This window comes from Rhodonellum psychrophilum GCM71 = DSM 17998, from assembly GCF_000381545.1.
Classification (GTDB): Bacteria; Bacteroidota; Bacteroidia; order Cytophagales; family Cyclobacteriaceae; genus Rhodonellum; species Rhodonellum psychrophilum.
Genome location: NZ_KB906689.1, coordinates 95,559 through 121,889 on the forward strand (window position 1 = coordinate 95,559; position 26,331 = coordinate 121,889).

The following is a 26,331-nucleotide window of genomic DNA, read 5'->3' on the forward strand; positions in this document are numbered from 1 at the left end:
ATTTTTCCAATATGTTTACTATTTATATACTTTTTTACTTAACAAACACCTAACCTTTCCTAAACCCTAGGATATTTTTATTCAAACACACCAAGCATTAAAATAGCATTTTACGCTTAAATTAAAGTTTTTTAGAAAATTAACAGGAAATTAATTAATTGTAAATTAACTTTTGCTTAACTGAAAATAAAAATCTGAAGTTTAGTTTTGTTAAATATTTTTAAAAGGTTTTTACTTAGTCCAACAAACAAATGAAAATTTCTACAACAAAAAAATTTGGATGGTTGCTCTCCTTGCTTTTGGGGATTAGTCTGTCTGCTTTTGCCCAGGAAAGAAGGGTGGAAGGAAAAGTCTCCGATTCCAGTGGGCAACCTCTTCCTGGAACCAGTATCCTGGTCAAAGGAAGTAACAAAGGAACAGTTACGGATTTGGATGGTGTTTATAGTATTATGGTCAATTCAGGTGACACTTTATCTTATTCTTATATAGGTTTCGAAAAACTGGATCGGCCCGTGGGAAATTTCAATAAAATAGATGTCATCCTTAAAGAGGGAATCGAAATCGCTGAAGTTGTCATTACTGCACTTGGGATGGAAAGAGATGTCAAAGCGCTGGGCTATTCTGTACAAACAGTGAGTGGTGACAGATTTACCGAAGCGCGTGAAACCAATGTCTTGAATTCCCTAAGTGGTCGGGTTGCCGGAGTACAAATCACCAATGGAGCAAGTACTTTGGGAGGTTCTACGCGGGTCACCATCCGTGGAGAGTCCTCTCTAAACATCAATGCCAACCAGCCTTTATTTGTAGTGGATGGAATCCCCATCAGCAACAATATCATTGGATCCTCAGGAAGTGGCGGACAGGAAGTGGATTATGGAAATGCAGCCGGAGAGATAAATCCGGATGATATTGCTTCCATGACTGTCTTAAAAGGCCCCGCGGCTGCGGCACTTTATGGATCACGTGCTGCCAATGGCGCAATTTTGATTACCACCAAATCAGGAAAAGGTAAAAGAGGTATTGGAGTTACTGTAAATTCAAACACCACTTTTGAAAATCCCCTCGTCATGCCCCAATGGCAAAACAAATATGGGCAGGGCAATAATGGTCAATTTGGATTTGTGAATGGTGCAGGCGCTGGAAATGCAGATGGAGTAGATGAAAGCTGGGGACCGGAACTGAACACGGGGTTCCTGACCCCACAGTTTGATTCTCCAAGAAATGTTCCCGGATTTAGAGGAGGCGATTTGAATGCGCCCTCAGGAAGTACCATCACCCCTACTCCTTGGGTTTCTCAACCCAACAATATCAATGACTTTTTCAGAACGGGTGTCACTTTGGCCAATAATGTTTCTATTTCAGGGGACAATGAAAAGGCAAATGTCAGATTTTCCTGGACAAATCTTGATCAGAAAGGAATCGTACCCAATACTGACCTGAAAAGGAATACCCTGGCTTTGAACTCAACCATCAATATCATTCCAGAGAAATTATCCCTGACCACAACTGTCAACTACCAAAACAGCAGCTCAGGAAACCGGCCCAATATTAGCTATGGCACGGAAAATCTTATGTATCTGTGGATTTGGTATGGAAGACAGATAAACACCCGAAACCTTCGTGATTATTGGATGCCTGGTTTGGAAGGAACCCAACAGTTTAACTACAATTACAATTACCATGACAATCCTTATTTCAGTGTTTATGAAAACACCAACGGTCAACAGAAAAACAGGATATTCGGGAATCTTCTGTTAAACTATAAGTTCAACAATAAGCTCAATCTGATGGTAAGGACGGGTATGGATAATTACAATGAACTCAGGGATAGAAAAAGGGCATTTTCTACACAGCGATTCCCCAGAGGTAATTATAGAGAAGACAATGTCAATTTCAATGAAAGAAATACGGACTTTTTGCTCACGTATTCAGAAACATCAAAGCAAAATTGGTCTTACAATTTGGCATTGGGGGGAAACCTGATGTTTCAGGAAAACAAATTCCTGCAATTGGTGGCTCCAGAATTATTGATCCCAAACATCTATAATTTCACCAATACCGCGGTTGCCCTTCAAACCGAACAATTCAACAGTAAGAAGAAAATCAATTCCCTGTATGGATTTGGGCAAATAGGTTACAAAAACATCCTGTTCTTAGATATTACTGGTAGAAATGACTGGTCCTCGACACTTCCTGTGGACAACAACTCCTACTTCTACCCTTCCGCAACTTTCAGCGCGATCATTTCTGACATGGTCGATCTTCCGAGAAACATTTCCTTGATCAAGGCCAGGGCAGCTTACGCAGAAGTGGGCAATGATACCTCTCCATTTAGCCTGACGAATGTCTTCAACAACCAGATTGCTTGGGGAAGCGATCAGGCAAAATCTGAATCCTCAGTATTGTCCAATGCTGAATTAAGACCCGAAAGAACTGCCTCTACAGAGTTTGGCTTGGATTTAAGGTTCTTTCAGGGAAGGTTGGGATTGGATTTCACCTATTACAACAATATTACCAGGGATCAGATCATCCCCATTACCCTTGATATCGCCACAGGTTACAACAGTCGGATCATCAATGCAGGAAAAATCCAAAATCAGGGAATTGAAATAGTGGCCTTAGCCAACCCAATCCGGAGAGACAACGGATTTAGATGGGACATAGTAGCCAATTTCACCCGGAACCGTGGAAAAGTCATTGAGTTGACCGAGGGTCTTGACACCTACACCCTAACTGAAAGAAACGGAGCATTTATTCAAGCAAGAATAGGTGAAAGAATGGGCAATATGTATGGAGTCGGTTTTGCAAGGGTAAACGATCCCAACAGTCCCTACTTTGGAGAAATCATTCACAATAGCACTGGAACGCCGTTAAGAGATTCTGAATTGGTATTTCAGGGAAATTACAATCCCGATTGGATGCTGGGTATCCAAAACAGTTTGGCATACAAGAACTTCACATTGGGATTCTTATTCGACATTCGCTATGGGGGCATTGTGGTATCACGGACCAAAACTATCGGATCCACATCCGGCCAACTCGAAGAAACCTTATTCGGTAGAGCAAACGGCTATGATATGACACTGGAAGGAAATGGGATTATCAGCCCGGGTGTTATCGCCAATGGGGACGGAACTTTTAGGCCCAACGATGTTAAAATCACCTCCAGAAACTGGCACAACAGGTATTATGAGCGCAATAATGTTGAGGCGGCAAAATATGATGCTTCCTATGTCAAACTGAGAGAGGTCACTTTGGGGTATAATCTGCCCAAAAATTGGTTGAGCAGGGTTCCATTTGAAGATGTAAGGGTGTCACTGGTAGGAAGAAATCTTGCTTTATGGACAGAAAATCCGCATTTTGATCCTGAGACGCTTTCCATGTCCGGTGGAACTTTACAACCAGGAGTGGAAAACATGGCTTTCCCTTCTACAAGAAGCATCGGATTCAATGTCAACCTCAAGTTTTAACTCCTACTCCTAAAATTTCTAAATCATGAAAATCCATATCAAAAAATTATTCATCACTCTGCTTTCCATACAGGTGGGATGGTTTGTAGCCTGTACGGGAGATTTTGAAGATCTCAATTCAAACCCCAACTCTCCTGAAGTAGTCCCCTCATCACTTTTGCTACCCACTGTTTTGAGAAGCACTGCCAATCAAGTTGCCGGGCAGGCTTGGGGAATAGGCAATGTGGTCATGCAGTATACTGCCAAAATCCAGTTTACAAATGAGGACAGATACAACTGGGGTCCTTTTGGAAACCCGTATGGTACATTTTACAATTCACTCAGGGACATCAACAACATCATTTTGATTTCTGAACCACAGGGACAAAACAATTATGTGGGTATTGCCAAAGTAATCCGTGCCTTCCAGGTCTCTTTTATGACCGATGCTTATGGGGAACTGCCTTTTTCTGAGGCCATAATGGCAAAAACAGGTATAAACTATCCTGTTTTTGATTCCCAGGAAGCCATTTATGAGGGTATTTTAAGAGAGTTGAGAGAAGCCAATGAGCTACTTGGATCCAGCAATGAAGCTGTAAGAGGAGATATTCTGTTTGATGGGGATATTTCCAAATGGAAAAAATTTGCCAATTCCCTTCGCCTAAGGGCTTTGATGCGGATCTCTTTGAGAAAAGATCCTTCATCAGAAATGCAGCAGATCCTTTCCAATCCAAATCAGTTCCCGATTTTTACCGGAAACAACGACCATGCTTTACTTCAGCATTTATCAGATATTCCCAACCAACATGATCTTTATACCACCCGTTCCGGATCATTTGATGAATACCGACTAAGCAAAAACATGGAGGTGACATTAAAAGACCTCAACGATCCGAGGCTGTTTGCCTATGCCCAACCTACCAATGATTCAGGTGCCGGGATTATCGGAGGGATCAATGCTTATCAAGGGGTGCCCAATGGCTTATCCGATGAGGAGGCACTTCAATATTCTCCAACGGGGCAGGCCGCAAAAGGGGGGTCAAATTTCATCTCTAGGATAGGTTTTCTTTGGTCCTGTTCTGCCTGCACTTCCCTGGCAAATCCGATAGGTTATCAAACGATCCTGATGAATTATTCAGAGTTGCAGTTTATCCTGGCAGAAGCCCGGGAAAGAGGGTATATCACCACTGGGAATACTGAAGAATATTACCTCAATGGCATAAAGGCCTCCTTTAGTTACTATGAAAGCAGATATCGGTTGATCAATCTCCCGCAGATTGCCGATAAATTAATTGTGGGAAATGACTATTTTCAACAGACTAATGTAGCCTATACCGGAGGTCAGGAGGAAAAGTTGGCGAAGATCGGGACGCAAAAATGGTTGTCACTATTTTTCTCCGGCTTGGAAAACTGGTATGATTGGAGAAGGACGGGATTTCCCAAAATAAACCCAGGTCCTGCTGCATTTGAACCGAATGTTCCCAGAAGGTTTATGTACCCATCCAGTGTACAAGCCCTGAATGAAGATAATTACAGGGCAGCCATTACCCGTCAGGGTCCGGATAGGATATCCACCAGAGTATGGTGGGATTTGCCGAAATAGCCGATCTAAATCAATAAATTACCCTGCCTGTCTGCCACAAGGAGATGGGCAGGTTTTAAACTTTATGAAGATGAGCAACAGAAGAGAATTTCTCAAGCAAGCAACAATTTTTTCCGGCGGAATGGCTCTTTGGGGCGGTATTCCCCAAGCCATACAAAAAGCCATGGCCATCATCCCTGCTCCCGGAAGCACTTTTTATGATGCAGACCATGTCGTTTTTCTGATGCAGGAAAACAGATCCTTTGATCATGCTCTGGGTGCATTGCAGGGAGTCAGGGGATTCAATGATCCAAGAGCAATCAAGCTCAAGGATGGGTTGCCTGTTTGGCTTCAGAAAGACAAGCAAGGAAATACCTTCAAACCCTTTCACCTGGATATCCAAAATACAAAAGCCACTTGGTTGGGGGATATTCCACATTCCTGGGAAAATCAGGTAGATGCGCGCAATGGCGGCCAATATGACGGCTGGATTGAAGCCAAAAGACCCGGAAACAAGGACATTAAGCACGTTCCGCTTACCATGGGGTATTATGACAGATCCGATATCCCGTTTTATTATGCCATGGCTGATGCATTCACAGTTTGTGACCAGCATTTTTGTTCAGCCCTAACAGGAACCACCACCAACCGGATGTTTTTTTGGACCGGAAAGAGCAGGGACCCCAAAACAGGACATTCTGTTGTCAGAAACTCGGAAGCGACCTACAGTAAGGAAGTAGATTGGAAAACCTATCCCGAAAGATTGGAAGAAAACGGGGTTTCCTGGAGAGTGTACCAAAACGAAATCAGCCTGCCCACCGGATTAGAGGGTGAGGATGAAAGTCTTCTGGGTAACTTTACCGACAACAACCTAGAGTGGTTCAAGCAATACCATGTCCGCTTTGCAAAGGGCCATTATCCTTATTTGGAAAAAATGGAAAAACAGTTGATTCAGACCATTTCCGACCTGGAAAATGAAAAAACACAGCCTGCCAATCCGGGAAAGGAAAATGCACTGCAAGAGAGCATTGCCAAATTGAAAGCAGTCCAGGATTCGCTCATCACCTACCACCCGGATAATTTTGATAAACTTCCGGATAATGAAAAAAACCTTCATCAAAAGGCATTTACTGTCAATGATGCGGATACGGATTTTCATGAAACCGAGTGGTTGGATTATGAAAAAAACGGTGAAAATTTTCAGACCAAAATTCCCAAGGGGGATATCCTTCATAAATTCAGGAGCGATATCAAGGAAGGTAAACTGCCTACCGTATCCTGGCTGGTCCCTCCCCAGAAATTTTCGGACCATCCTTCCGCTCCCTGGTATGGGGCTTGGTATCTTTCAGAGGTGATGAATATCCTGACCGAAAACCCGGAAGTCTGGAAAAAGACAATTTTCATATTGAATTACGATGAAAATGACGGATATTTTGATCATGTACCCCCTTTTGTAGCACCCCATCCAACAGATACCCAATCAGGTAAATTCACTTCGGGAATCAATACCAAGGATGAGTTTGTCACCCGGGAAGAAGAGCTTTCCAAACCTGGAATGAAACCGGAAAATGCCAGACAAAGTCCGGTAGGCCTTGGCTACAGGGTTCCCCTCATCATTGCATCACCATGGACAAAAGGAGGCTGGGTCAATTCAGAGGTCTGTGACCTGACCTCATCCCTGATGTTTTTGGAAAAATTCCTAAAACACAAAACCGGAAAGGATATCAGGGAAGAAAATATCAGTAGCTGGAGAAGGACAGTCTGTGGGGATCTCACTTCTGCATTCCGGCAGAATGATGGGGAGGAAACCACTTTCCCACAACCCGTACAGCAAAAAGCATTTATGTCCATGATCCATCAGGCAAGTTTTAAAGATCTTCCCAACAATTTCACTCCCTTGACTTCCCAACAGCTCAAAACAATCAAAAAAAGAGGTGTTAAATCCTCCATATTACCCAAACAGGAAGCTGGGATCAGAAACTCATCTGCGCTCCCTTATGAACTTTACCTTGAAGGAAATCTTAACGGAAACCGGCAAAGCTTTGAAATGGTCTTTCATAACAGTCAAAAGAAATTCGGATCCAAAACTGCAGGGGTTCCTTTCCAGGTTTATTGCCCAAAAAAATATCTTGAAAACGGTATTTGGAAAACTTTGAAATCATGGGATTTCGCCTTGGAGGCAGGTACTGAACTTGATTACCAATGGCCTATAGCTAACTTTGAAAATGGCCTTTACCATTTGGATGCCTATGGACCCAATGGTTTTTATCGGGGGTTTAAAGGACAAAAAGAGGAGCTGACCTTGTCGGTTAAAACAAGTTATGAGATGACGGATCCAAAAAAGCCACAGTTACTTCTTCGGATCCAAAATATAAATTCCAGCACCATAATTTGTGAGTTGGAAGATCAAGCTTATGGAAAACCCCAATCCGAAATCGGATTAAAATCCATGGAGGAGAAAACGATTGCTCTTGATACTGAAAAGAGCTTTGGTTGGTATGATTTTGCGTTGAGGATTAAAGGGAGCCACACCTTTGAAAGAAGGATGGCCGGTAGAATCGAAACCGGATTACCCTCGAAAACCGACCCCCAAATGGGGAATATATCGATCGAAGAAGAAAATGGGAATGCCTAAGTCCTTCCATTTTACTTTGCATATTCCTCCTGCTTTTACCAAAACCATATCAGCTGTTTTGTTTATGACCCTCTTGGTTTCCTGCCATAAAATAGAATTCAAGCCTTCCTATTCCGCCCCGGCATTCCAATACCTGAACCAGGTGATGAAAACCATTTTATTGAATGAATTTTCAGATGGGGAAAAATTGGATTTAGCTGAGGGATGGCAATTCCATGGTTGGGACACACTAGCAGGAAAAGAACAGGCATTTCCTGATTTCTTAGTAGGAAATCCAGTGAAACTCCCGCATAGGATCACCCAGCCCAACAGCAATATTTGGTATTCCGGCGTGTTTGATCTTGCGGAAGGATATTTGAAGATAAACGGAGATGACGGTACCCAACTTTGGTGTGATGGAGAAAGGATTTACCAAAATGAGAATCAGCTTTATCCAGTTGGGAAAATTTCTGAACAAAGTATAAAACTGAGCATCAGGGTGATCAACAATGCCGTTTCAGGTGGTTTGAAGCAAGTCACTTGGGTGAGCCGGGGTTCATTGGAGGACTTATCCAAAAGAAAAAAATCAGCTTATGATTCTGCCGTCCATGAAGCAAAAAAAGCTCTATGGCTAGAAAGTGATTTTCCAACGGATTGGAAAGACTATCCAATTTGGCTGACTGACCCTGTATTATTGCCCCATACAAAAAAGGACAGCTTAACCATTCGGTGGCTTGGAGAGAAAAACGCTATTTCTAAGATACATTATGGCCGTGAACCCGGTTTGATTTTACAATCGGCCAAAGCCCTTGAGAAAGATGGGATTTACACCGCAGTTGTTCCCCGCCAGAATTGCAGCTACTATTATTTTGAAATGGACAAAACACAATCCCCGCTTTTTACAATGAAAAAAAACATTTCCCAAAAAGAGATTTCCTTTTCGGTTTGGGCTGACAGTCAGGGAGGATGGGAAACATTTAGCAGGATCATAAACCAAATGAAAATCAACAATCCGGACTTCACCATAGGTGTTGGGGATTTAGTAGGCAATGGGGCTCAACCCTGGCAGTATATCAGATTACTTGACTATTTGTCTAAGATACACGTTCCTCATCGTCTTTTTGCAGGAAACCATGATTATGACGGAAGTTATGATGATTGGAACCCCATTCATTTTAACCGATACCTCAAGACGAAAAACGAGAAAACCTATTCTTTCTGGCGAGAAGGACCCTGTGCCTTTATTGCGCTTGATCCCAATGCCCATTTCCCGGTTTCGATTCCGGAATCCTCTTCCCAGTTTAATTGGTTCACCAAAACCATCCAATCAGAAAGTTGGAAAAGTGCACCATGGAAAATAGTACTGGTTCATCAACCTCCATACAGCCAAGGCTGGATAGATTATCAAGGTGAAAAAAGTATCCGGGAGCTATTAAAGCCTTTTTGGGAATCGGGATTGATTGATCTGGTCATTTCAGGTCATACCCATGATTATGAAAGATTGATAATTCCTCATGAAAAAGGAAAAACAGCCTTCGTAATCGTCGGAGGTGCGGGAGGAGGATTTGAGTCCGATGATCTGCTTGAATCTTTACCAGAGATGGACACAGTGCTAAGAACACACCATTTTGGATGGATAAAGGCGGGAGAAGAGCGTTTAGAGTTTCATGCGATGGATTTAGAAGGGAACCGTGTTGATGGTTTTACACTTTTGAAATAAGTGTGTAAGCCATCTTTTTATATCGATCCAGATCAGCCAAAGGCTTTTTTTCTTCCTTCGCCATTTCATCCCAGTTACGCATCTTCAGCGAAAGCTCAAACAGTTCATCATTTTCAAAATCTTCAGCTTCTTTTAAGCTCATTATCCCACCCTGATATTCAAGTGTTTGATGACTGGCATCAGAAAGCTTACTCAAATATTCTGGATATTTAAAAGTAAGGTATCTTTTGGCCTGTACATGATTTTCAACGAGTTTAGATATTTTTTCAGGAAAACCCATAGCCCGCAAAAAATCCGCCCCTATTTTTTCATGGCGCAATACGCCATATCCACCCATATTGTCAAGATTCTTTTCCAAGGCAAAAAGATGGCCGATATCATGAAAAAATGCCGCCAAAATAACCTCCTCATCGTACCCCTGATTTTCGGCAATCTGGGCAGCCTGGCTCATATGCTCGATTTGTGATACAGGCTCCCCTATATAATCCTCCTGCCCATGCCGCTCGTAAAGAGAAAAAATCTTCTCTACCCTTTGCCATACTGTCTCCATATTAATTTCCTTTTTATAATCATGACGAATATAGGGCAAACTTATCAATGTCATGAAAAAAATATGTTAACAAATAATTAACCACTCATCTTTTGGTCAGCACCTTTTTAATAACTTTCAAGATTCATAAATATGAATAATAGTAGCTTAAATTAACATTAATAAAATATAATTAACAGAAGCATAACCAAAACCATGACAACCTGAAAAGTAAAAAAGTTTATTTTTACTAAACATTATTAAATCACCGCGAAGAGTATCTTAAAATCCTGCGCAAAGGACCCATATCCCTCCCACTATGATCCAGATTAATAAAACCATAAAGCTTGCCGTTTTTGATATGGCAGGCACCACCATCAAAGACAATAGCAATGTTGCGGAAGCCTTTCAGGAAGCCTTTCTCATCCATGGATTTGGGCAGGTGACCTTGGAAGAAGCCCAGGAAAAAATGGGGTATCCCAAACCAATGGCTATTCGGGAGATATTGGGAAAACATATTTCCAATAGATTTGAGATTAGAGATGAATTGGTGGATGCGATTCATACCAGTTTTGTCAGCAGCATGATGGCCTATTATCGGGATGCTGAAGGAATTGCTCCGATGGAAGACGCAGAGGAGGTATTCAGGGAACTTCAGGAATTAGGAATCATTATCGGTTTGGACACGGGTTTCAGCAGGGATATTACAGATGTTATCCTTGAGCGGGTCGGGTGGAAAAACACGCCGCTGTTGGACATCACAGTTTGTAGCAATGAGGTAGAAAATGGTCGGCCTTATCCCGACATGATCCATACCATGATGGAGATGTTTGATATCGTGGATCCCCAGGAGGTCATCAAGATCGGAGATACAGAGGTAGATGTCAATCAGGGCCTTAATACAGGATGCCTGATGAGTATTGCAGTGACCACCGGAGCATTTAAAAGAGAAGAATTGTCAAAACATCATCCCACCCATATCATCAATTCATTGAAGGAGATTTTGCCTTTGGTCAAAGCTCATATTTTAGCAGTAGCAGAAAGTAATCAGAAAAATCCTGGATCCATAATTTAATTCTTATGGTACAGATTCCATTTCTGCAAACAAAACTTAGCAAATGCAGCGATTTTACCATGAGTCTTTTTGCTGCAACGATGGCTTTTCTGACCTACAGCAGCATGTATGCCTTCAGGAAACCGTTTGCGGCAGCCACGTTTGAGGGGGAGATATTTTGGGGTTTGGATCTGAAGGTTTGGCTGATATTAGCCCAGACTTTTGGATATATGGCCAGCAAGTTTTATGGAATCAAAGTAATTTCGGAACTTAAACCTGAAAAAAGATCGGTTTCGATTCTGGCACTGATCGGGATTTCATGGTTGGGCTTATTTGGGTTTGCTGTTCTTCCCACCCCGATCAATATACTTTGCATTCTGATCAATGGCTTTCCTCTTGGCCTGATTTGGGGTTTGGTTTTTCATTATCTTGAAGGCAGACGGTTTACCGAGATGATGGGAAGCATTCTGGCGGTGAGTTTTGTTTTTTCATCCGGATTTGTCAAATCCATGGGGAAATACCTGATGGATGAATGGCAGGTTACCGAACTTTGGATGCCGTTTTTTACCGGTGGATTGTTTGTTCCGTTGTTGGTGATCACTGTCATCCTGCTGAATCAGATTCCTCCACCCAATAAAAAGGATATCGCATTGCGATCCCTCAGGACTCCCATGTCCAAAAAAGAAAGGAAGCTGTTTTTTAAAGAGTTTACACCTGGTATTATTCTATTAGTCTTGGTTTATGTGGTCCTCACAGCACTCCGCGATATCCGGGATAATTTTGCCGTGGAAATATGGGAAGCCATGAAGATTCCGGTCCATCCCGAACTGCTGACAGAGACTGAAATCCCCATTACCTTGATTTTGTTGATCATGATGGGGCTTTTGGTCCTGATCAAAAACAATAAAAAAGCGCTTTATCTTTACCATTGGATCATCATTGCAGGCATGTGCTTGGCAATCGGATCCACGGTTTTGATGCAACTCAACATTATTCCACCTTTCCTCTGGGTGGTATTGACCGGAACAGGCATTTATATGGGTTACATCCCGTTCAATTGCCTGCTTTTTGACAGGTTGATTGCCTCTTACAAATCAGCCGGAAATGTGGGTTTTCTGATGTATCTGGCAGACAGTTTCGGCTACCTGGGCTCTGTCAGTATAGTTGCCATAAAGCAGTTTGGTATGCTTCAGGACATGAGCTGGCATCTGTTTTATACACAGGGAATCCTGATTTTACTCAGCATTGGAATGGGAATGATGCTGTTCACCTTAGGTTATTTCAAAAGAAAAGCCACAAATTTTTCCAAAAAACCAACTCCCCAGCTGGTTTTTAACCATTCAGTTTAAAAAATACAGAGAGAAATTAAATGAAAAAATCAGCAATAGTTATCGGTGCAGGTATAGTCGGACTCGCCATCACAAGGGCACTTTCCAATAAAGGTTGGCACGTCAAAGTCATCGAGCGAAACCCCAAGCCTATAGGTGCTTCTATCCGCAATTTTGGGATGATCTGGCCCGTAGGTCAGCCACAGGGAGCAAGTTATGAAAGGGCAATCAGATCAAGAGAAATCTGGCAAGAAATGAGCAAAAAGGCTGGTTTTTGGGCGGAAGAAACCGGTGCATTGCATTTGGCCTATACCGATCTTGAAAATGAAGTGGTCAGGGAATTTGTCTCTGCAATGAGAGGCATCAAATCCGCACATCACCTTAATCCCCAACAAACCCTCCAAAAAAGTCCTGCCGCAATCGGAAAAAGCCTAAAGGGTGCTCTTTGGACCCAAGAAGAAATTATTATAGATCCCCGTGAAGCGGTTTGGCAAACTGCATCCTATCTTGAATCGTTGCCCAATATTTCCTTTGTCTATAATAAGGTTGTGAGCCAAATTGAAGGAAATAGAGTGTTTTCCGGAAAAGAAAGCTGGGAGGCTGATCTAATTATGGTCTGTAGCGGTGCGGATTTTGAAACCTTATATCCGGAAATATTTACCCGGACTGATATTACCAAATGCAAACTTCAGATGATGCGTCTTGTCAAACAACCCGATAACTGGCGGATCGGACCGCCACTTTGTGCGGGTTTGAGCTTTATCCATTATAAGGGTTTTGAAGTGGCCCCCTCACTTGGTAAATTGAAAGCATTTTATGAATCCCAATATCCGGATTTATTGAAAATGGGCATCCATGTGATGGTTTCCCAAAACGGTTCGGGTCAGCTTACAATTGGAGATAGTCATGAGTACGGATTGCACCTTGACCCATTTGACAGACAGGACATCAACATAAAAATCCTTGATTTCCTAAAAACCTTTGCTGCATTCAAAACCTGGGATCTTGAATCTTCCTGGCAGGGTATTTATCCGAAAATGAAAAACGGAGAAACAGAATTTGTCCATCATGTAGCCGATGGAACTTGGATTGTCAATGGACTCGGCGGTGCCGGAATGACCTTATCTTTTGGTTTGGGGGAAGAAGTTGTGGAAAGAATTTAATGAACTTTAAGTTTAAATAGTTTTTTACCGCTAATTTCCCGCATGGAAAATGAAATCTTGGTTCAGATCAGCCAAAAAATCAAACTCATAAGAAAAGACAAGAACCTGACCATCCAAGAAATTGCTGACCGGGCAGGGGTTTCCAAAGGTTTGATTTCCCAAATTGAAAATTCAAGAACCATTCCTTCGCTTCTGGTACTGATGCAAATCATCAAAAGTTTGGAGGTGGATCTGAATTACTTTTTCAACAACCTGAGTTTGGATGGTAAGGAAGCGCCAATCCTTGTCCTAAGGAAGGAAGAATATGAAAAATTTGAAAAAGAACTCGCTTCGGGTTATCAATACGAAAGGATATTTACCCGGAAGATCAAATCAGGTATAGTGGACTTTGTTCTTCTTGAAATCCAACCAGGTGCGGAAAGGGAATTTGTGACCACGGATGCATTTGAATTCAAGTATATCCTTAATGGATCCGTGAAGTATGTATTCCGGAAACAAACCGTAGAACTGCATGAAGGAGACTCCATGCTTTTTGACGGTCGACTTGAGCACAACCCCGTCAATGAGGGGACAAATCCAGTGAAAATGTTGGTCGTTTATTTTTTCGAAAATAAGGAATGAGTGATGATTGGATCTATTATTCTTCAAATGATATTTAAAAGGTATTTATATGAAGGATAAATGTACTTTCTATGCGATATTTATAATAATCCCGGAAATTTATAGGTATGCAATTTCCATGTTTATTGCCTTTCCCCATTTTGGTTTTTCTGAGAAAAACCCGATGTCTCAAACATATTTCTGTATCAATCCCCGATTCGATAAAAATCCAGCAATTTCCCGCCTAAATCATAGGCTCTAAATTCTATCGTTTGACCAGCAATTTGGACAGTGCAGTAATGAAACCCCCGAAAGATTTTAGAAGTGAACCAGGTCCGGGTGGGAGCATTGTCTTCCAGATTCCCTCCTGTTCCACCTGCTTGCACATAAGTTATCCCATTTTTCAGATCAACTTTTCTGTTTTTGAGCGGAAGTGATCGCATGTAGCTATGTAGGTGTCCAAAAAACACCATTTTCACACCTGAATTTTCCATCAGTTTGATCAGATCCTTAAGTTCAGGGTCTCCCTGATTTCCCTGACCAGCCCACGTATTTCCATAATCATCCTCATCTGCAGAATAAGGCGCATGGTGAAGCACCACAAACTTCCACTCGGCCTCACTTTTTTCCATCTCCTCGCAAAGCCAATTATACTGCTCTCCGCCTTTCTGAAGATCATTTTTGAGGTTGCTGTTCAACATCCAAAAAGAGGCATCTCCATAATCAAACCTATAGAATCCCTGATTTCCGGTTTGGGGATGATATTGATTGTACCAAAAGAGATCCTCATCCCCGTTTCCCGGAACAGTAGCAACTGGAATTCTTGAATTAAGCGGACCGATACCCTGAAAATATTCCATTGTCCATTGGAATTTCTTGTCCCGATCCCCACCATCTGTCAAATCTCCGAGGTGAATCAAAAAATCAGGCCTTTCATCCCAAAGCATTTCTCCTACACGATGATTGATTTGTGGCCGGCTTTCCGTATCACTGATAATACCAAACATAAACGGATCACCTTTCGGCTTTGCCGTCTGAAAAGTCAGAACGGGGGACTGCAACAGCTCTCCCCTATTGGATTTCCACTCCAACTGATAATAATAGGTCGTGGATGGTTTAAGCTTTTCCAATAGTATTTTTCGAATGGTACTGGAATCGGTTTTCAAAGTTTGGCTCCGGTCCAGAGGGACTTTTTCCCCAAAGGAAATTTTGGCTTCGGAAGGTTGGTCTGTTTCCCAAACCAGTTGTGCGGAATTTTCTTCTATATGGTTTAGATAAGGTCCGGCCATCAAATGGAATTTGTCAGGGTACAACTTACCGGATTCAATCTGCTGCTTGATTTGTTCAAACCTCTTAAAGGCCACACCGGCATCAAAGGCATGTTCATAGATAGCCATCTGCTTAACCAAATCATGCAACAGCATATAAGGTTCAGCATCCAGCAAGGATTTCAGGTAAAGCTGTTGTACAGGATTATCAATTTTCCCATCGACCTCCGTCAATTTCATCCCTTGATGAAAGATTTCGAAGGTTTCACCGGTATAACTGAGGACAATATGCTTCCAATATCCTTTCCAAGGTTTACTTCCATGAATCTCATATCCCCATTCTTCAGTATCTTTTTTCCCCAACAAGATCTCTTTCCCAAATACCTCCAAAGTCATTGAAACCCGATTTCCATGAGTTAACAAAAGTTCAAATCCAACGGGTTGATTGACATGATCCAAAATCAAGAATTCCAGGGCAAAGGGTTTTGAAAAGTCTATTTCAATATCCTTAAAGGGTTGGTAAATACCAGAAATTTTGCGGTTGGTTTTGTTGGAAACAGGTGTTTCCTGATGCTGATAAAGTCTAAAATCTTCCAGAAGAACATTTTGGGACTCCGTACGGGTTTGGGCTTTTCTTGGCAAATCCCTTTGATTCCAAAACCAATACTCTTCGGCTGGCACAGAAATGCTATCCTGAACGGGATTATAGGCAAACATCTGTGTAAAAATTGTAAACATCAATAGGATCAGAGTCATCAGAAGTGCTTTTATGTTTAGTAAAACTAAAACAAACCAAATGAAGATTGATGAAGCTGATATTAAGAATGTGTCATGAAATGAGAACCTTTTGGATAGTGATGCCCTAAGCTCAAAATCCAATCCGAAAATTTAGAATGAAAGAAGTTAGAAATTTTTCATAGGGCTTTGATCTTTTGAAATCTTAAAAAAAACCTTTAAGGTGTTTAAAAGATCGGATTGTCTAAACAAACAACCCTAAAACTTCCTCTTTAGAGCATTGTGTATCCGTAATTTTCGCTAGAATATCTATACAACGGTAAATGGCCAAATCCAGTAATCTGTGGTAAGATATCAAAACCCTCAACCACCATAACCGCACATTCAAGGCTTCCTGCTGTGGCACCAATGTCTGAGACAACCCTGAGCATTTGACGATTAAAACCATGGCAGGATCCCATAGTTCAAAATATCCCCAATTCATAAGAATCAATCCCCTACCCCAATCTATCACTTAAATGAGTAAAGCATTCATTTTGGATACCTGAGTCTCAGAGACAGAAGAGACAGAACTAAGTCTGTCTCTTCTGTTCTTCTGAAAATCAATACTCAAAGATCAGAATCCCCATCGGGATCAGCATGCATGAGAGGCGGAAGAAATATATCTTCATATTCCTTTGCGTCAAAACCAAAGGAATATCCGCGATTAAATAACTATCATCTGTCCTTTCTCAGAAAACTTCCAGTTACTGGTAAATGATCACTGATCATTCGCATGGTATCGGCAGAGAAAAAAGCATCAACTTTAACCGTATTGTCGATCATCTCGCTAAACATATTCTTATTGACCAGCATATAGTCCAGTCTCCACCTTGGTGCATTTGCGGGATGTGAATGGACTGCGGTATCTATCGGATCAATGAAGTTATTTTTTAATTTATTATTCGCTGTCAATATGCGTAATTCCTCACTTGTAGGAACTGCGTTCAAATCACCCACCAACACCATATTTTTATCTAAGTTTTCTGTTAACATCCGGTTGAACTGGCTTACCAAAAAATTTAACTGCCCCTTTCTCATCGCGACATCGCGTTCACTTCTCCCTGCCTTGAGATGTACCCCTGTGAGTAAAATCTCATAATCTGCAGAAGGAAATATTTCCATGGACCACATTCGGGTGTTGATCTGGTTTTGGCTTTCCTGCTCACCTGTTTCCGTTACATAATCGGGCAATGGAGTCGTTACATTTCCATAGCCATACATGATTCCCATGGGAAACTTGCTCATGACGACTACATTCATATACCAGTTATGACTGGGGATATCGGCAAAATACCGATATTCCATTTCCGGTAATGAATCCAATGCGAGTTGCTTTAAGTACTTCGCACTTTCAAATTCCTGGAGCACAACAATATCCGCATCTGCTGTTTTCAAGGCTTTCAAGAAGAGGTCAAGTCGCAGCTTCATATTTTCCGGTGGGCTGTTTTCTCTATCGTTATCAATATAGGGATCGTCAAATTGATCTACAAAATGCTCAACATTCCAAGAGAGAATTTTAAAGGTGGAATCAGATGAATATGCAAAATCATGGGGGATGACGGTAAAAACATCTTTGGAAATGTCATTTTGAGTGGATTTGGGAGTGGATTTGGTACCTATGCAGGACATCATCAACAATACCAATAATACAGACAGCTTATTCATCGCGTTTTTTTATTGTGGGATGGTTTTAAAATAAAAAAGCGCCTCCGAAAAGGCGCTTTTAAAGTATTGATGGTTTTTAGTTAAAAATATACCTGACACCAACCTGCATTCTCCAGAGATTCCCCAAGGAATTTGAAGTTCTGAAGGTTTCATTGATCAGTTCATTTGTTCCTGGATTTGAGTTTACTCTATAAACTGGAACTCCATTATCACCAATCCTTCTCAGGTTAAGCGGATTGTTTTGCCATTCTACCTGTGGGATGCCCCAATTTGAATTGAACATATTCCCGACGTTGGTAAAATCCAATGATAGCTGGAGTTTGTTTTTTGAGTTTTTGGAGAGATTGATGTCCTGCAATATTCTCAGGTCAAAACGGTGTACCCAAGGTCTTACTGCCCCATTTCTTTCGGACACCTTACCTCTCATCTGACTTAAATAGGGATCTTGGTCAATAAACTCGTCAAAAATCCTTGCTTGATCCGCAGCGGTGTATCTGACACCATCAAGTGTGAATTCTTCAAAGGTCAATTCACTTGCGGCATTGGGTACATAGAGTAATCTGTTTGCAGCATCTCCAAATCGGATTCCGCTTCCAGAATAGGTATAACTGTATCTTCCTGCTTCTCCCCCGTCATAGAACAACCCAAGAGTGGTGTTATTTGATCTGTAGGAGATGTTTGCGATTAGCCTATTGGGTTGATCAAATCCAGCATAACTCAATTCAGGATTATTTCTATCAGATTGAACTACACTTGGCCATAAGGATCCAGCCTGAGAACCACCTGTCGCTCCTAAATCCCTAGCTCTGGATTTTGTATAGGCCACTGAAGTAAACAGGCCATTGTCAAAAGATTTTGCAAGCGATAAGGTCAATGAATAATATTCAGGTGTTTCATCTGAATTTGTGAAATAAAAGACGTTGTTGTAGTCGTTATCTCCAGAATAGGTGGTATTTCTCGTGATATTTGTACCATCAGGTCTTTGACCCGTCACTACATTTCTAGGACCCCAAAAAGGTCTGTTGTCAGGTCCACTAAGTAATCCGTCAGCTTCTCTAAGGATAACATTGTTTGCTATCGGTGAAGTGACATCCTTTGAATATATAAACTCCAACGTACCGATGATTCCAAAAGGGAGAACCTGATCCACAGCCAAATTTGTTCTCCAAACTTGTGGCAATTTGAAGTTTGGATCTGTCAAGTTCAATTCGTTTGAGGGAGCCAAACCTGGGTTTTCAGGATTATAAGCAGTTACTGATGGATTGAATACGATATTATTGGCTTCCACATCTTGGCCTTCAAAACCGTAACCACCTCTGATCACACCCGAACCATTGACCTGATTTGACATCCAAACAAATGGAACACGGCCTGAGAACACACCTGTACCTCCTCTGAACTGAGTGGTTCTGTTTCCATAGACATCCCAGTTAAACCCTACTCTGGGGGAAAATAAAGGATTCACTGTTGGAAACTGGGAAACATCAGGAGTAAACGCATTGCCGTTTACATCGGAAAATGTTTTGTTTTGTGCATCCAACAAAGGATTTCGTGGAATTTCCGTTGGGTAGAAAGGCAAATCCACCCGAAGTCCACCTGTTACCTTTAACTGAGGCGTGATCTGGAATTCATCCTGAACGTAGAGCCCTAACTGACCAAATCGAGTCGCATCTGTGGGAGGCGTGTTGGATCCATCTAGGGCATATCCTTTGGCGAAAGCATCAGGATACACATTTGGATTTCCATTCAACACGGCCTCTTCAAAATTTTCAAAACTGTTGAATCTGTAAAAACCGTTGAAAACAGGATTAAAGGCATTGTCAAAGGTCATGTACTCAAAATTACCTCCAAATGTATAGGTATGCCTTCCTTTATACAACGAGAAATTATTGGTGATATTCAATACATTGTTTTCAAGAAGGTTACCCACCGTGAAAAGCTCATTTCCCAAGGTCATGTAGTATTGTAAATTTCCTCCTGCATCAGGCTCCAACACTTCAATAAAAGGAAACTCCTGTCCGCCAGGAATCCCTCTTTTGGGATCTGTGATGGATGTATAACCAATATTGAGTTGGTTTGACATCGAGTTTCCAATCCTGGAACTCAATTCTGCAACCACAGATTTTACGTTTCTATCATTTGTATAATTGGAATTCCTGAAATTGATTCCTTCTATTCCTGTTCTACTTCCGTTGATTCGGGATTGAAGATATCGGTTGGAGTTCCCATTGGTCTGCACATCTGTGAAGGCAGTATAGTTATTGTACCTTACAGATACTTTGTGATTCATGTTGATGTTGTAATCCAGTCTGACATTTAATCTTTCCTGCTCCGAAGCAAAAGGATAGGAATCCACTGCACCTGGATCATAGCCATAACGATCTATTATTCTTTCCCTTACGCTATTGGCTTGCTCGAAAGGAACTCTTGATATAAACTGGCCATCTGGAATCTCTCCTTCCCTTGCTGCCCTTCTAATGATGGAGGGGGTAGCAGACGCTTCTTTTTCATAATTGACAAAGAAAAACAATTTGTTTTTGATGATTGGGCCTCCAACACTAAATCCAGCAATTTCATTTTTGCTGTCATTCTGGGGCACAAATTCATTGCCGATTTTGGTGCCTATCATTTGGTCATTTCTCAAAAAATAATAAGCTGTACCTGTAAATTCATTGTTACCTGATTTGGTAATGGCATTCACACCCGCTCCGGTAAAACCTCCCTGTCTGACATCATAAGGGGCCAAGTTTACCTGAACCTCTTCGATTGCGTCAAGGGAAATAGGATTTCCACCTGCAAACTGACCTGATCCCAATCCAAAATTGTTGTTATAAATATTTCCATCAACAGTAAAATTGTTGAAATTAGAGCTTGTACCAGCAAAGGAATTTCCATTTGATTGAGGAGTCAACCTTGTGAAATCACTGATATTTCTACTGATCGTTGGAAGCGATGCTATTTTTTCTTTAGAAAGATTAAGTGAAGCACCAGTCCGATCTGCATTCATGATGCCGTCTCTTCCTGCGACCACCTCTACCACATCCAATTCCAATCCATCCGTCAATTGGGTGTTGATGGTGTAATTTTGACCCAGTGAAAGATTTATTTCTTCGAAAAGCCTGTTTTCGAAACCTACATAGGTAATCGTGACTTGGTAAGGCCCACCTACACGCAAATTTGGCAGCACAAACCTACCTTCATTATTGGTTACTGCACCGTACCGAGACCCTGATGGTCCGTGTATGGCCAATACATTTGCACCAGGAAGTGTAGCACCCAAGTCATCGGTTACTATTCCCTGCATGCTTGCCGTGGTTACTCCTTGTGAGAACAATGCTCCTGTACTTGTCACAAACATTGCAATCATCAAAAAGCATTTCAGTAATGATTTTTTCATTTTCCTCTTTTTAATTCCTAAATGATTTAAATTATGATGGGACAAATGTAGAGGGGATATAATACAAAGGCCTCCAATCAAAATTTTCAATTTGTTAAGAATTGCGTATACATTTAACTAATCTTAACACAGAATTAATCCACGAATTGACGTTTTGGAGGTATTGACGCCCTATAGAAGTTCAGAGACAATATCCCGATTGGGACATAAAAATCTAAAAGTCAGTTTTGTATAAACCCATAAAAACTTCCGAAATTGTTTAAAAACCCATTCTTGGTATCCTTCCAAGAATGGAAAAAGTTTCTGAACGAAACCGTTGGTGTCGGTTTTGAAAAAATAGAGACCCAAGAAAGCTTCTATCGAACAGGAACTTGAATCCTTTACGAATTCCCTCAAGAAAGAGATTTGCGTCAGCCGTCTTTCAGAAACAAACTGTCGCCTTTTGACTACTCGTACAGAAAATTGAACCCATTGTCTGTTTCACTTATCTCAGGGTTTTTGGAAATTTCAAGTACTGCCTAGCTGACCTTCTCCTGGTTTATCTCTGCGATGCTGTTTTCACTGGAATTCAGGACTTGGCTTCTTTGAACTACTCGCACCATTCTTTTTATGGGGAAACTCTGGAAAAAGAAAAAGGCATTGGCTGGCAATTTTGTTCTGCACAAATCCCTAAAGCACAAAAATTATAGCCGGATTCTTATATCAGAGAATCCGGCTATAATTTAATTGTCTCAAAAGGGAGTATATTTAATTTAATGATAAAAATTTGTGCCTGGTACTTGCCTATTTCATTTTCTTTGCAGAAAAAAATTAAGCCCGTGACCAGGACTTAGTATTTTTATAAATAATATCGATTCTTGAAAGCTAAATCTGATTATGTCCTCAAAAATATCATCCTCTACTATTAAAAATATCTTTTCAACCGCCGCTATGTTTCACAAAGGACACACCTTTATAATGGATATAAGAAATATCCCGGTTAAGTTTTTGTCACCTTATTGTTCTGTGAATAATTTATTTTCAATGCTGAAATCTTCTTAGATTTCAGCCAATTTTGTTCTAGAAAATCTTAAATTTAATGACGCTCACTCCGTTTGTTTTATCTCCAAGCAACTCCCCTACATACAACATTTAAATCACAATCATTCCAAGAGTGATTATTCAGCCACTTTCTGAGTAAGTACCATACTGACCCTTGGAGGCCCCTCCGGAATCCTCTTCCTTGAGATGAACCAAGTTATTTGTATGGATTCAATATTTCATGATTTTCTAACAAATTGTTAACGGAAAGAAATCGGGTTGGCGAAATTCTAATTCTAAATTTCGAGATGAAATTCCCTTCGCTATCACCTGCATCATGGATACTTTTTATTTTAATATTATGGGTATTTGTCTTCGGAAATGACAATTGGGATGTTTACATATTGGATGAGGCCAAAAATGCCGAAGCTGCACGTGAAATGCTGCAAACAAAAGATTGGATCGTACCCAGATTCAATGGAGAATTAAGGTACGACAAGCCCCCACTACATTACTATTTCATTGCGCTATCTTTTTGGTTTTTTGAGGTCAATTCTTTCACTGCAAGGCTTTTTCCCGCAGCAATGGGATGTTTGCTTGCATTTTCGGTATTCTTTAAAATAAAATCCAGAATGGGTGAACGCAAAGCCTTTTGGTCCACATTGCTTTTTATCAGTTCTTTGCATGTCCAGCTTCAATTCAAACTCTCGGTTCCAGACCCATTTCTGATCTGTTTTTTGGCTTTGTCCATTTTTTCTTTTGAATCTTGGATCAAATCAGAAATGCAGGCAAAAAAACACCTTAGATGGGCGTGTTTCTTTCTGGCTTTTGCCACCATGAGCAAGGGCCCAATTGCACCACTACTGCTAGCGGCTACCTTGGTCACCTATTTATTGCTTGCCCCTAATCGTTTTAAGATTTCTTGGCTTCGGATATTTGAACCTTATTCAATAGTGATTTTTTTGGTCGTAACCCTTCCCTGGTATATCGCAATATCCTGGGTTACCGAGGGTGCTTGGTTACAGGAGTTTATCTTTCACCATAATTTGAATCGATTTTCTAAGCCAATGGAAGGCCACGGGGGACCTTTTTATCTCATTCTGCTTATGGTTATTGTCGGTTTTTTGCCTGGTAGTTTATTTTTGATCCGAATTTTTTCCTATCGGCTAAAGGACCTCCTAAAAGATCCATTATTGGCCCTTTCTTGTATTTTCACCCTGGTGACAATGGTTTTTTTCTCACTGTCCAGCACCAAGCTACCCAACTATGCCGCACCTGTTTATCCTTTTCTTGCAGTCATTTTTGCCTATACTTTAGATGTCAGGGGAATTAATTCCTGGACCAGATATTTCTCTTTTGGCTTGGCTGCAATCGTTCCAATTGCAGCCTTTGGATTAACCTTTACAAAGCTTCCAATCCTACCTGAGCTTGAAGGAATAGAAAAATACTCCTTCTTTTTGATATCCCCTGTTGGATTAGCTATAATTTCTTTGGTGGCTATAAGTTTCAAAAAAAATTTTACCTCCTTATTTGCCTTGTGCCTATCGTTTTTGGCCTTAAATTTTATTGTGTTCCACTTTTACATACCTGCAATCAACGAGCATAATCCGGTGCGTGTTTCCCGGGATATTTGGGCTGGGAAAAAGCTATACTATTGGGGGGAATTCAATCCTGCTTTTCCTTTTGCAACGCAACAGATTCTACTGGAATGGGAGGTTGAAAGCGGAAATCAAGACTTGATCGTTACGACTGATCGGGCCTTAAAGCAAAACCCACTTCCGGTTCCTTATCAGGTTTTGTTCCAATCCAAAGATCTTTTTGAGAAAACTGAAACAATGATCATCCAGCCAACTTCTGCTGAAGAATGATCCTTTTCCTAAGGGAAAGTATGGAGGCAGGTTTGGTCTTGATAAACGGTTTTTTTAATTTTTTACCTGAAAAATACCTCAGGGTAACTTCTCTTGCAGCCAGAGTGGCGACCAAACCCAAGGCAGCACCCATCCAGATATCACCGAAGAAATGCTGCATGAGATACACTCTGCTTAACCCGATCCCGATCGCAAGTATCAGCATCATCCGTTGGATTTTGGGATGTTTTGAAAAGATGATTGAAAAGGCAAAACATATGGAAAATGCCGTAGTGGTATGACCCGAGGGAAAACTGTTCCAGTGGTATAAGTTAACTCCGGGGACTTGGTAAAAATCCACTCCCTTAAAAAACTCTGCTGGCCTGGGAAAACCGGGAAACAATAATTTCTTACCAAGACTGACCAATATCGTATTAAAAAGCCCACAAAGAATCAGGAAGATTGAAAATGAAGTTTTCCAAAACAAGAACAAAATAACAAAAGGAACGAAGATTATACCGTCACCTAACTGGGTAAGGGCCAGAAACACGATATCGGAAAAAGAATTGTGAAACTGGTTAAATTGTAGTTCTAAAAACCCTTTTGGGGTGGCAAAAACCGGAATGGAGCAAAGTAGTAAAAGTACAATGGCTCCCCATAGAAATTCGAGTCCTCGATTCTTCTTTCTTTTCATCCTGAAAAGCTACGATCTCAAAATTTCATACATGTTAAGAGATTTTGAATTTATTTTTATGATTTTTCCCAATGACAACAGGATTATCGAAAAATTTATACATCCTTTAACACAAACACCAGAAAAAAGGAATAACCTTTGTTCGGACTTAGGTTTTTTTAATCTTTTGACCAAGAAAAGCATCTGTTTCTTAGTGGTCTTGAAATTTGTTTTAAAAGATTGAAGTGAGATCTGGTCGCTGGGCACCTCCAAAACGTCAGGTGGGTAATTCTACCAAGCTTAGGGGTGCCGTTGTGGTCTGGATAATATTGAGAACCTCAAACCCTATCGTTATGCAAGAGAGGTCGCTAAAACCGATCCTACGGTTAGGCAGACGATTTTCGGAGGCGGTATTTATACACAGGCAGATTCTGAATTGGGCAGGGGAATGAATTTGATTGTTGGGGTTAGAGGGGATTACACCACTTATAAAAATTCACCTAACTTCAATCATACCGTTTTAAAAGAACTGGGTTTAAAAACAGATATTAAAACAGGCGGATTTCAGATCCAACCTAGAGTGCAGTTTACTTGGGACATCAATGAGCGACAGACTGATATCATCAGAGTTGGTGGAGGTGTTTTTGGATCGGCACTCAATAACTATACGGATGTCAACAATTTGCAAGTTGACGGTACCAAAATAGTAGCAGTATATGTCACCAGTGCCAATGTGCGCACACCGAATTTCGAATCTTACAGAAACAATCCAGCCACTGCACCTGGAGTGGACCTTTTGAATAATCCCAACATCTCTCCGGTTGCTACGATCAACATGAACAGTAAGGACCTATAAGTCCCGATAATATCAAGGTTAATGTAATTTATAGCTGAATCATCAATAAACGACTTCGCTTAGTTGTAAATCCCGAAATATACTTTGGGTTAACTGTTAGGCGTTGAAAATGCAAGAAGTTCAGACTAGGTGAAGTCAAAAACAGCAAACAAAGACTGGATGTTAAGCAATTTCAGATTGGATTGAGATTGATAGTGAGTCACACAAGTAGAAATGAAAGTCAAGCAGTAAGATCCACTTTTGAAAAAAGAAATCTTTCAGGATGAGGAGAAATGAAGCAAAGAGTGTAAGTCTTGTGACTACCTTAATAAACACCATTCAATCTAGTCCAATCTTTTTCAGCCACTATCTTACGTACTGATTCTACTTTATTAAAATCTTCAACTTGACGGTGGTAAAAAAGAGATGCCAAACATGATTGTAAATGAGGGCCTTATTCTTGATTTCATTTCATTGTCTTCTTTTTTTTGGAGTATTTTCTGTAAATGATAAAGGTGAAGAAGATAAAAACTCCTAGAAATATAACTTTTAAGATTTTGTTGCTGTCGAATCCTGAGATGATTTCAGGCATGATATCGAGTTTCGAAACGACTCTGAAAATGATCATGAGCGAGAGTGAAAGCAAGAAAAACCATTTAACTGGAGAATTTTCCATCTAATTTGACCCTATTTGAAATTTATTCCTTTTGGCAATGGTTGGAATTACGAATTGGAAAACAGTTGAAGGTGACACAGATCACTTTTTTGAGGAAAAAAATGGAGAATCACAAGGAAATTGAGTTGCAGTTA

The 26,331-nt window shown here is 40.9% G+C and carries 15 protein-coding genes; 10 read left to right on the forward strand and 5 right to left on the reverse strand.

Annotated features, from left to right (window positions below; translation table 11 throughout):
- Positions 1-251 precede the first annotated feature (251 nt).
- The 4 genes from F824_RS0120255 (at position 252) to F824_RS0120270 (ending at position 9,365) form a co-directional block, all read left to right on the forward strand.
- On the forward strand, positions 252-3,470 hold the full coding sequence (locus tag F824_RS0120255) for a SusC/RagA family TonB-linked outer membrane protein (RefSeq protein WP_019599768.1): 3,219 nt from the start codon (positions 252-254) through the stop codon (positions 3,468-3,470).
- 25 nt (positions 3,471-3,495) lie between these two features.
- Positions 3,496-5,052 carry a SusD/RagB family nutrient-binding outer membrane lipoprotein gene (locus F824_RS0120260; protein WP_019599769.1) on the forward strand — a complete coding sequence of 519 codons (1,557 nt, stop codon included), beginning with the start codon at positions 3,496-3,498 and terminating at the stop codon, positions 5,050-5,052.
- Between the two features lie 70 nt (positions 5,053-5,122).
- The gene (locus F824_RS0120265) at positions 5,123-7,666 is read left to right on the forward strand and encodes a phosphocholine-specific phospholipase C (protein ID WP_033405502.1); all 2,544 of its coding nucleotides are present in this window, start codon (positions 5,123-5,125) and stop codon (positions 7,664-7,666) included.
- The gene (locus F824_RS0120270; RefSeq protein ID WP_161629743.1) at positions 7,659-9,365 is read left to right on the forward strand and encodes a metallophosphoesterase family protein; all 1,707 of its coding nucleotides are present in this window, start codon (positions 7,659-7,661) and stop codon (positions 9,363-9,365) included. Before F824_RS0120265 ends, F824_RS0120270 begins: the two co-directional genes overlap by 8 nt.
- Here F824_RS0120270 and F824_RS0120275 read toward each other — a convergent pair.
- A complete protein-coding gene (locus tag F824_RS0120275; RefSeq protein ID WP_019599772.1) occupies positions 9,349-9,969 on the reverse strand; it encodes a phosphonate degradation HD-domain oxygenase in 621 nt (206 codons plus the stop codon). The genes F824_RS0120270 and F824_RS0120275 overlap by 17 nt on opposite strands.
- Before the next feature lie 244 nt (positions 9,970-10,213).
- On the opposite strand from F824_RS0120275, the gene F824_RS26325 reads away from it, so the two are divergent.
- The 4 genes from F824_RS26325 to F824_RS0120295 are packed head-to-tail and all read left to right on the forward strand — an operon-like array spanning position 10,214 to position 14,060.
- On the forward strand, positions 10,214-10,969 hold the full coding sequence (locus F824_RS26325; RefSeq protein WP_019599773.1) for an HAD hydrolase-like protein: 756 nt from the start codon (positions 10,214-10,216) through the stop codon (positions 10,967-10,969).
- 59 nt (positions 10,970-11,028) lie between these two features.
- Entirely contained in the window at positions 11,029-12,297 is a 1,269-nt protein-coding gene (locus F824_RS0120285; protein ID WP_022582284.1) for a DUF5690 family protein, read from the forward strand.
- Positions 12,298-12,317: 20 nt separating this feature from the next.
- A complete protein-coding gene (locus F824_RS0120290) occupies positions 12,318-13,439 on the forward strand; it encodes a TIGR03364 family FAD-dependent oxidoreductase (protein ID WP_019599775.1) in 1,122 nt (373 codons plus the stop codon).
- Positions 13,440-13,481: 42 nt separating this feature from the next.
- Entirely contained in the window at positions 13,482-14,060 is a 579-nt protein-coding gene (locus F824_RS0120295; protein ID WP_019599776.1) for a helix-turn-helix domain-containing protein, read from the forward strand.
- A 185-nt stretch (positions 14,061-14,245) separates the two neighbouring features.
- Here the strand turns inward: F824_RS0120295 and F824_RS27005 are convergent, their stop codons facing one another.
- The 3 genes from F824_RS27005 to F824_RS0120315 all read right to left on the reverse strand — a co-directional run bounded on the left by F824_RS27005 (position 14,246) and on the right by F824_RS0120315 (position 21,146).
- The gene (locus F824_RS27005) at positions 14,246-16,063 is read right to left on the reverse strand and encodes a metallophosphoesterase family protein (protein ID WP_081625024.1); all 1,818 of its coding nucleotides are present in this window, start codon (positions 16,061-16,063) and stop codon (positions 14,246-14,248) included.
- 696 nt (positions 16,064-16,759) lie between these two features.
- The gene (locus F824_RS0120310) at positions 16,760-17,749 is read right to left on the reverse strand and encodes an endonuclease/exonuclease/phosphatase family protein (RefSeq protein WP_019599779.1); all 990 of its coding nucleotides are present in this window, start codon (positions 17,747-17,749) and stop codon (positions 16,760-16,762) included.
- A gap of 76 nt (positions 17,750-17,825) precedes the next feature.
- Positions 17,826-21,146, reverse strand: coding sequence for a TonB-dependent receptor (locus F824_RS0120315; RefSeq protein WP_019599780.1), 3,321 nt, complete (start codon positions 21,144-21,146; stop codon positions 17,826-17,828).
- Positions 21,147-22,474: 1,328 nt separating this feature from the next.
- Between F824_RS0120315 and F824_RS27010 the strand changes: the two genes are divergently transcribed.
- Positions 22,475-24,034, forward strand: a complete 1,560-nt coding sequence (locus F824_RS27010) for an ArnT family glycosyltransferase (protein WP_019599783.1) — start codon at positions 22,475-22,477, stop codon at positions 24,032-24,034.
- Here the strand turns inward: F824_RS27010 and F824_RS0120335 are convergent.
- Positions 24,006-24,707 carry a phosphatase PAP2 family protein gene (locus F824_RS0120335; protein ID WP_019599784.1) on the reverse strand — a complete coding sequence of 234 codons (702 nt, stop codon included), beginning with the start codon at positions 24,705-24,707 and terminating at the stop codon, positions 24,006-24,008. The genes F824_RS27010 and F824_RS0120335 overlap by 29 nt on opposite strands.
- Before the next feature lie 427 nt (positions 24,708-25,134).
- Between F824_RS0120335 and F824_RS0120345 the strand changes: the two genes are divergently transcribed.
- Positions 25,135-25,542 carry a hypothetical protein gene (locus tag F824_RS0120345; protein ID WP_019599786.1) on the forward strand — a complete coding sequence of 136 codons (408 nt, stop codon included), beginning with the start codon at positions 25,135-25,137 and terminating at the stop codon, positions 25,540-25,542.
- The last annotated feature ends 789 nt before the right edge of the window (positions 25,543-26,331 follow it).

What these genes read in the sequence shown, in the direction of transcription:
- F824_RS0120265 (WP_033405502.1), top strand. Translation starts at nt 5,123, where the DNA reads ATGAGCAACAGAAGAGAATTTCTCAAGCAAGCAACAATTTTTTCCGGC.
- F824_RS0120335 (WP_019599784.1), bottom strand. Translation starts at nt 24,707, where the DNA reads ATGAAAAGAAAGAAGAATCGAGGACTCGAATTTCTATGGGGAGCCATT.
- F824_RS27010 (WP_019599783.1), top strand. Translation starts at nt 22,475, where the DNA reads ATGAAATTCCCTTCGCTATCACCTGCATCATGGATACTTTTTATTTTA.
- F824_RS0120345 (WP_019599786.1), top strand. Translation starts at nt 25,135, where the DNA reads ATGAATTTGATTGTTGGGGTTAGAGGGGATTACACCACTTATAAAAAT.
- F824_RS0120255 (WP_019599768.1), top strand. Translation starts at nt 252, where the DNA reads ATGAAAATTTCTACAACAAAAAAATTTGGATGGTTGCTCTCCTTGCTT.
- F824_RS0120260 (WP_019599769.1), top strand. Translation starts at nt 3,496, where the DNA reads ATGAAAATCCATATCAAAAAATTATTCATCACTCTGCTTTCCATACAG.
- F824_RS0120270 (WP_161629743.1), top strand. Translation starts at nt 7,659, where the DNA reads ATGCCTAAGTCCTTCCATTTTACTTTGCATATTCCTCCTGCTTTTACC.
- F824_RS0120285 (WP_022582284.1), top strand. Translation starts at nt 11,029, where the DNA reads ATGAGTCTTTTTGCTGCAACGATGGCTTTTCTGACCTACAGCAGCATG.
- F824_RS0120290 (WP_019599775.1), top strand. Translation starts at nt 12,318, where the DNA reads ATGAAAAAATCAGCAATAGTTATCGGTGCAGGTATAGTCGGACTCGCC.
- F824_RS0120295 (WP_019599776.1), top strand. Translation starts at nt 13,482, where the DNA reads ATGGAAAATGAAATCTTGGTTCAGATCAGCCAAAAAATCAAACTCATA.
- F824_RS26325 (WP_019599773.1), top strand. Translation starts at nt 10,214, where the DNA reads ATGATCCAGATTAATAAAACCATAAAGCTTGCCGTTTTTGATATGGCA.
- F824_RS0120315 (WP_019599780.1), bottom strand. Translation starts at nt 21,146, where the DNA reads ATGAAAAAATCATTACTGAAATGCTTTTTGATGATTGCAATGTTTGTG.
- F824_RS0120310 (WP_019599779.1), bottom strand. Translation starts at nt 17,749, where the DNA reads ATGAATAAGCTGTCTGTATTATTGGTATTGTTGATGATGTCCTGCATA.
- F824_RS0120275 (WP_019599772.1), bottom strand. Translation starts at nt 9,969, where the DNA reads ATGACATTGATAAGTTTGCCCTATATTCGTCATGATTATAAAAAGGAA.
- F824_RS27005 (WP_081625024.1), bottom strand. Translation starts at nt 16,063, where the DNA reads ATGACTCTGATCCTATTGATGTTTACAATTTTTACACAGATGTTTGCC.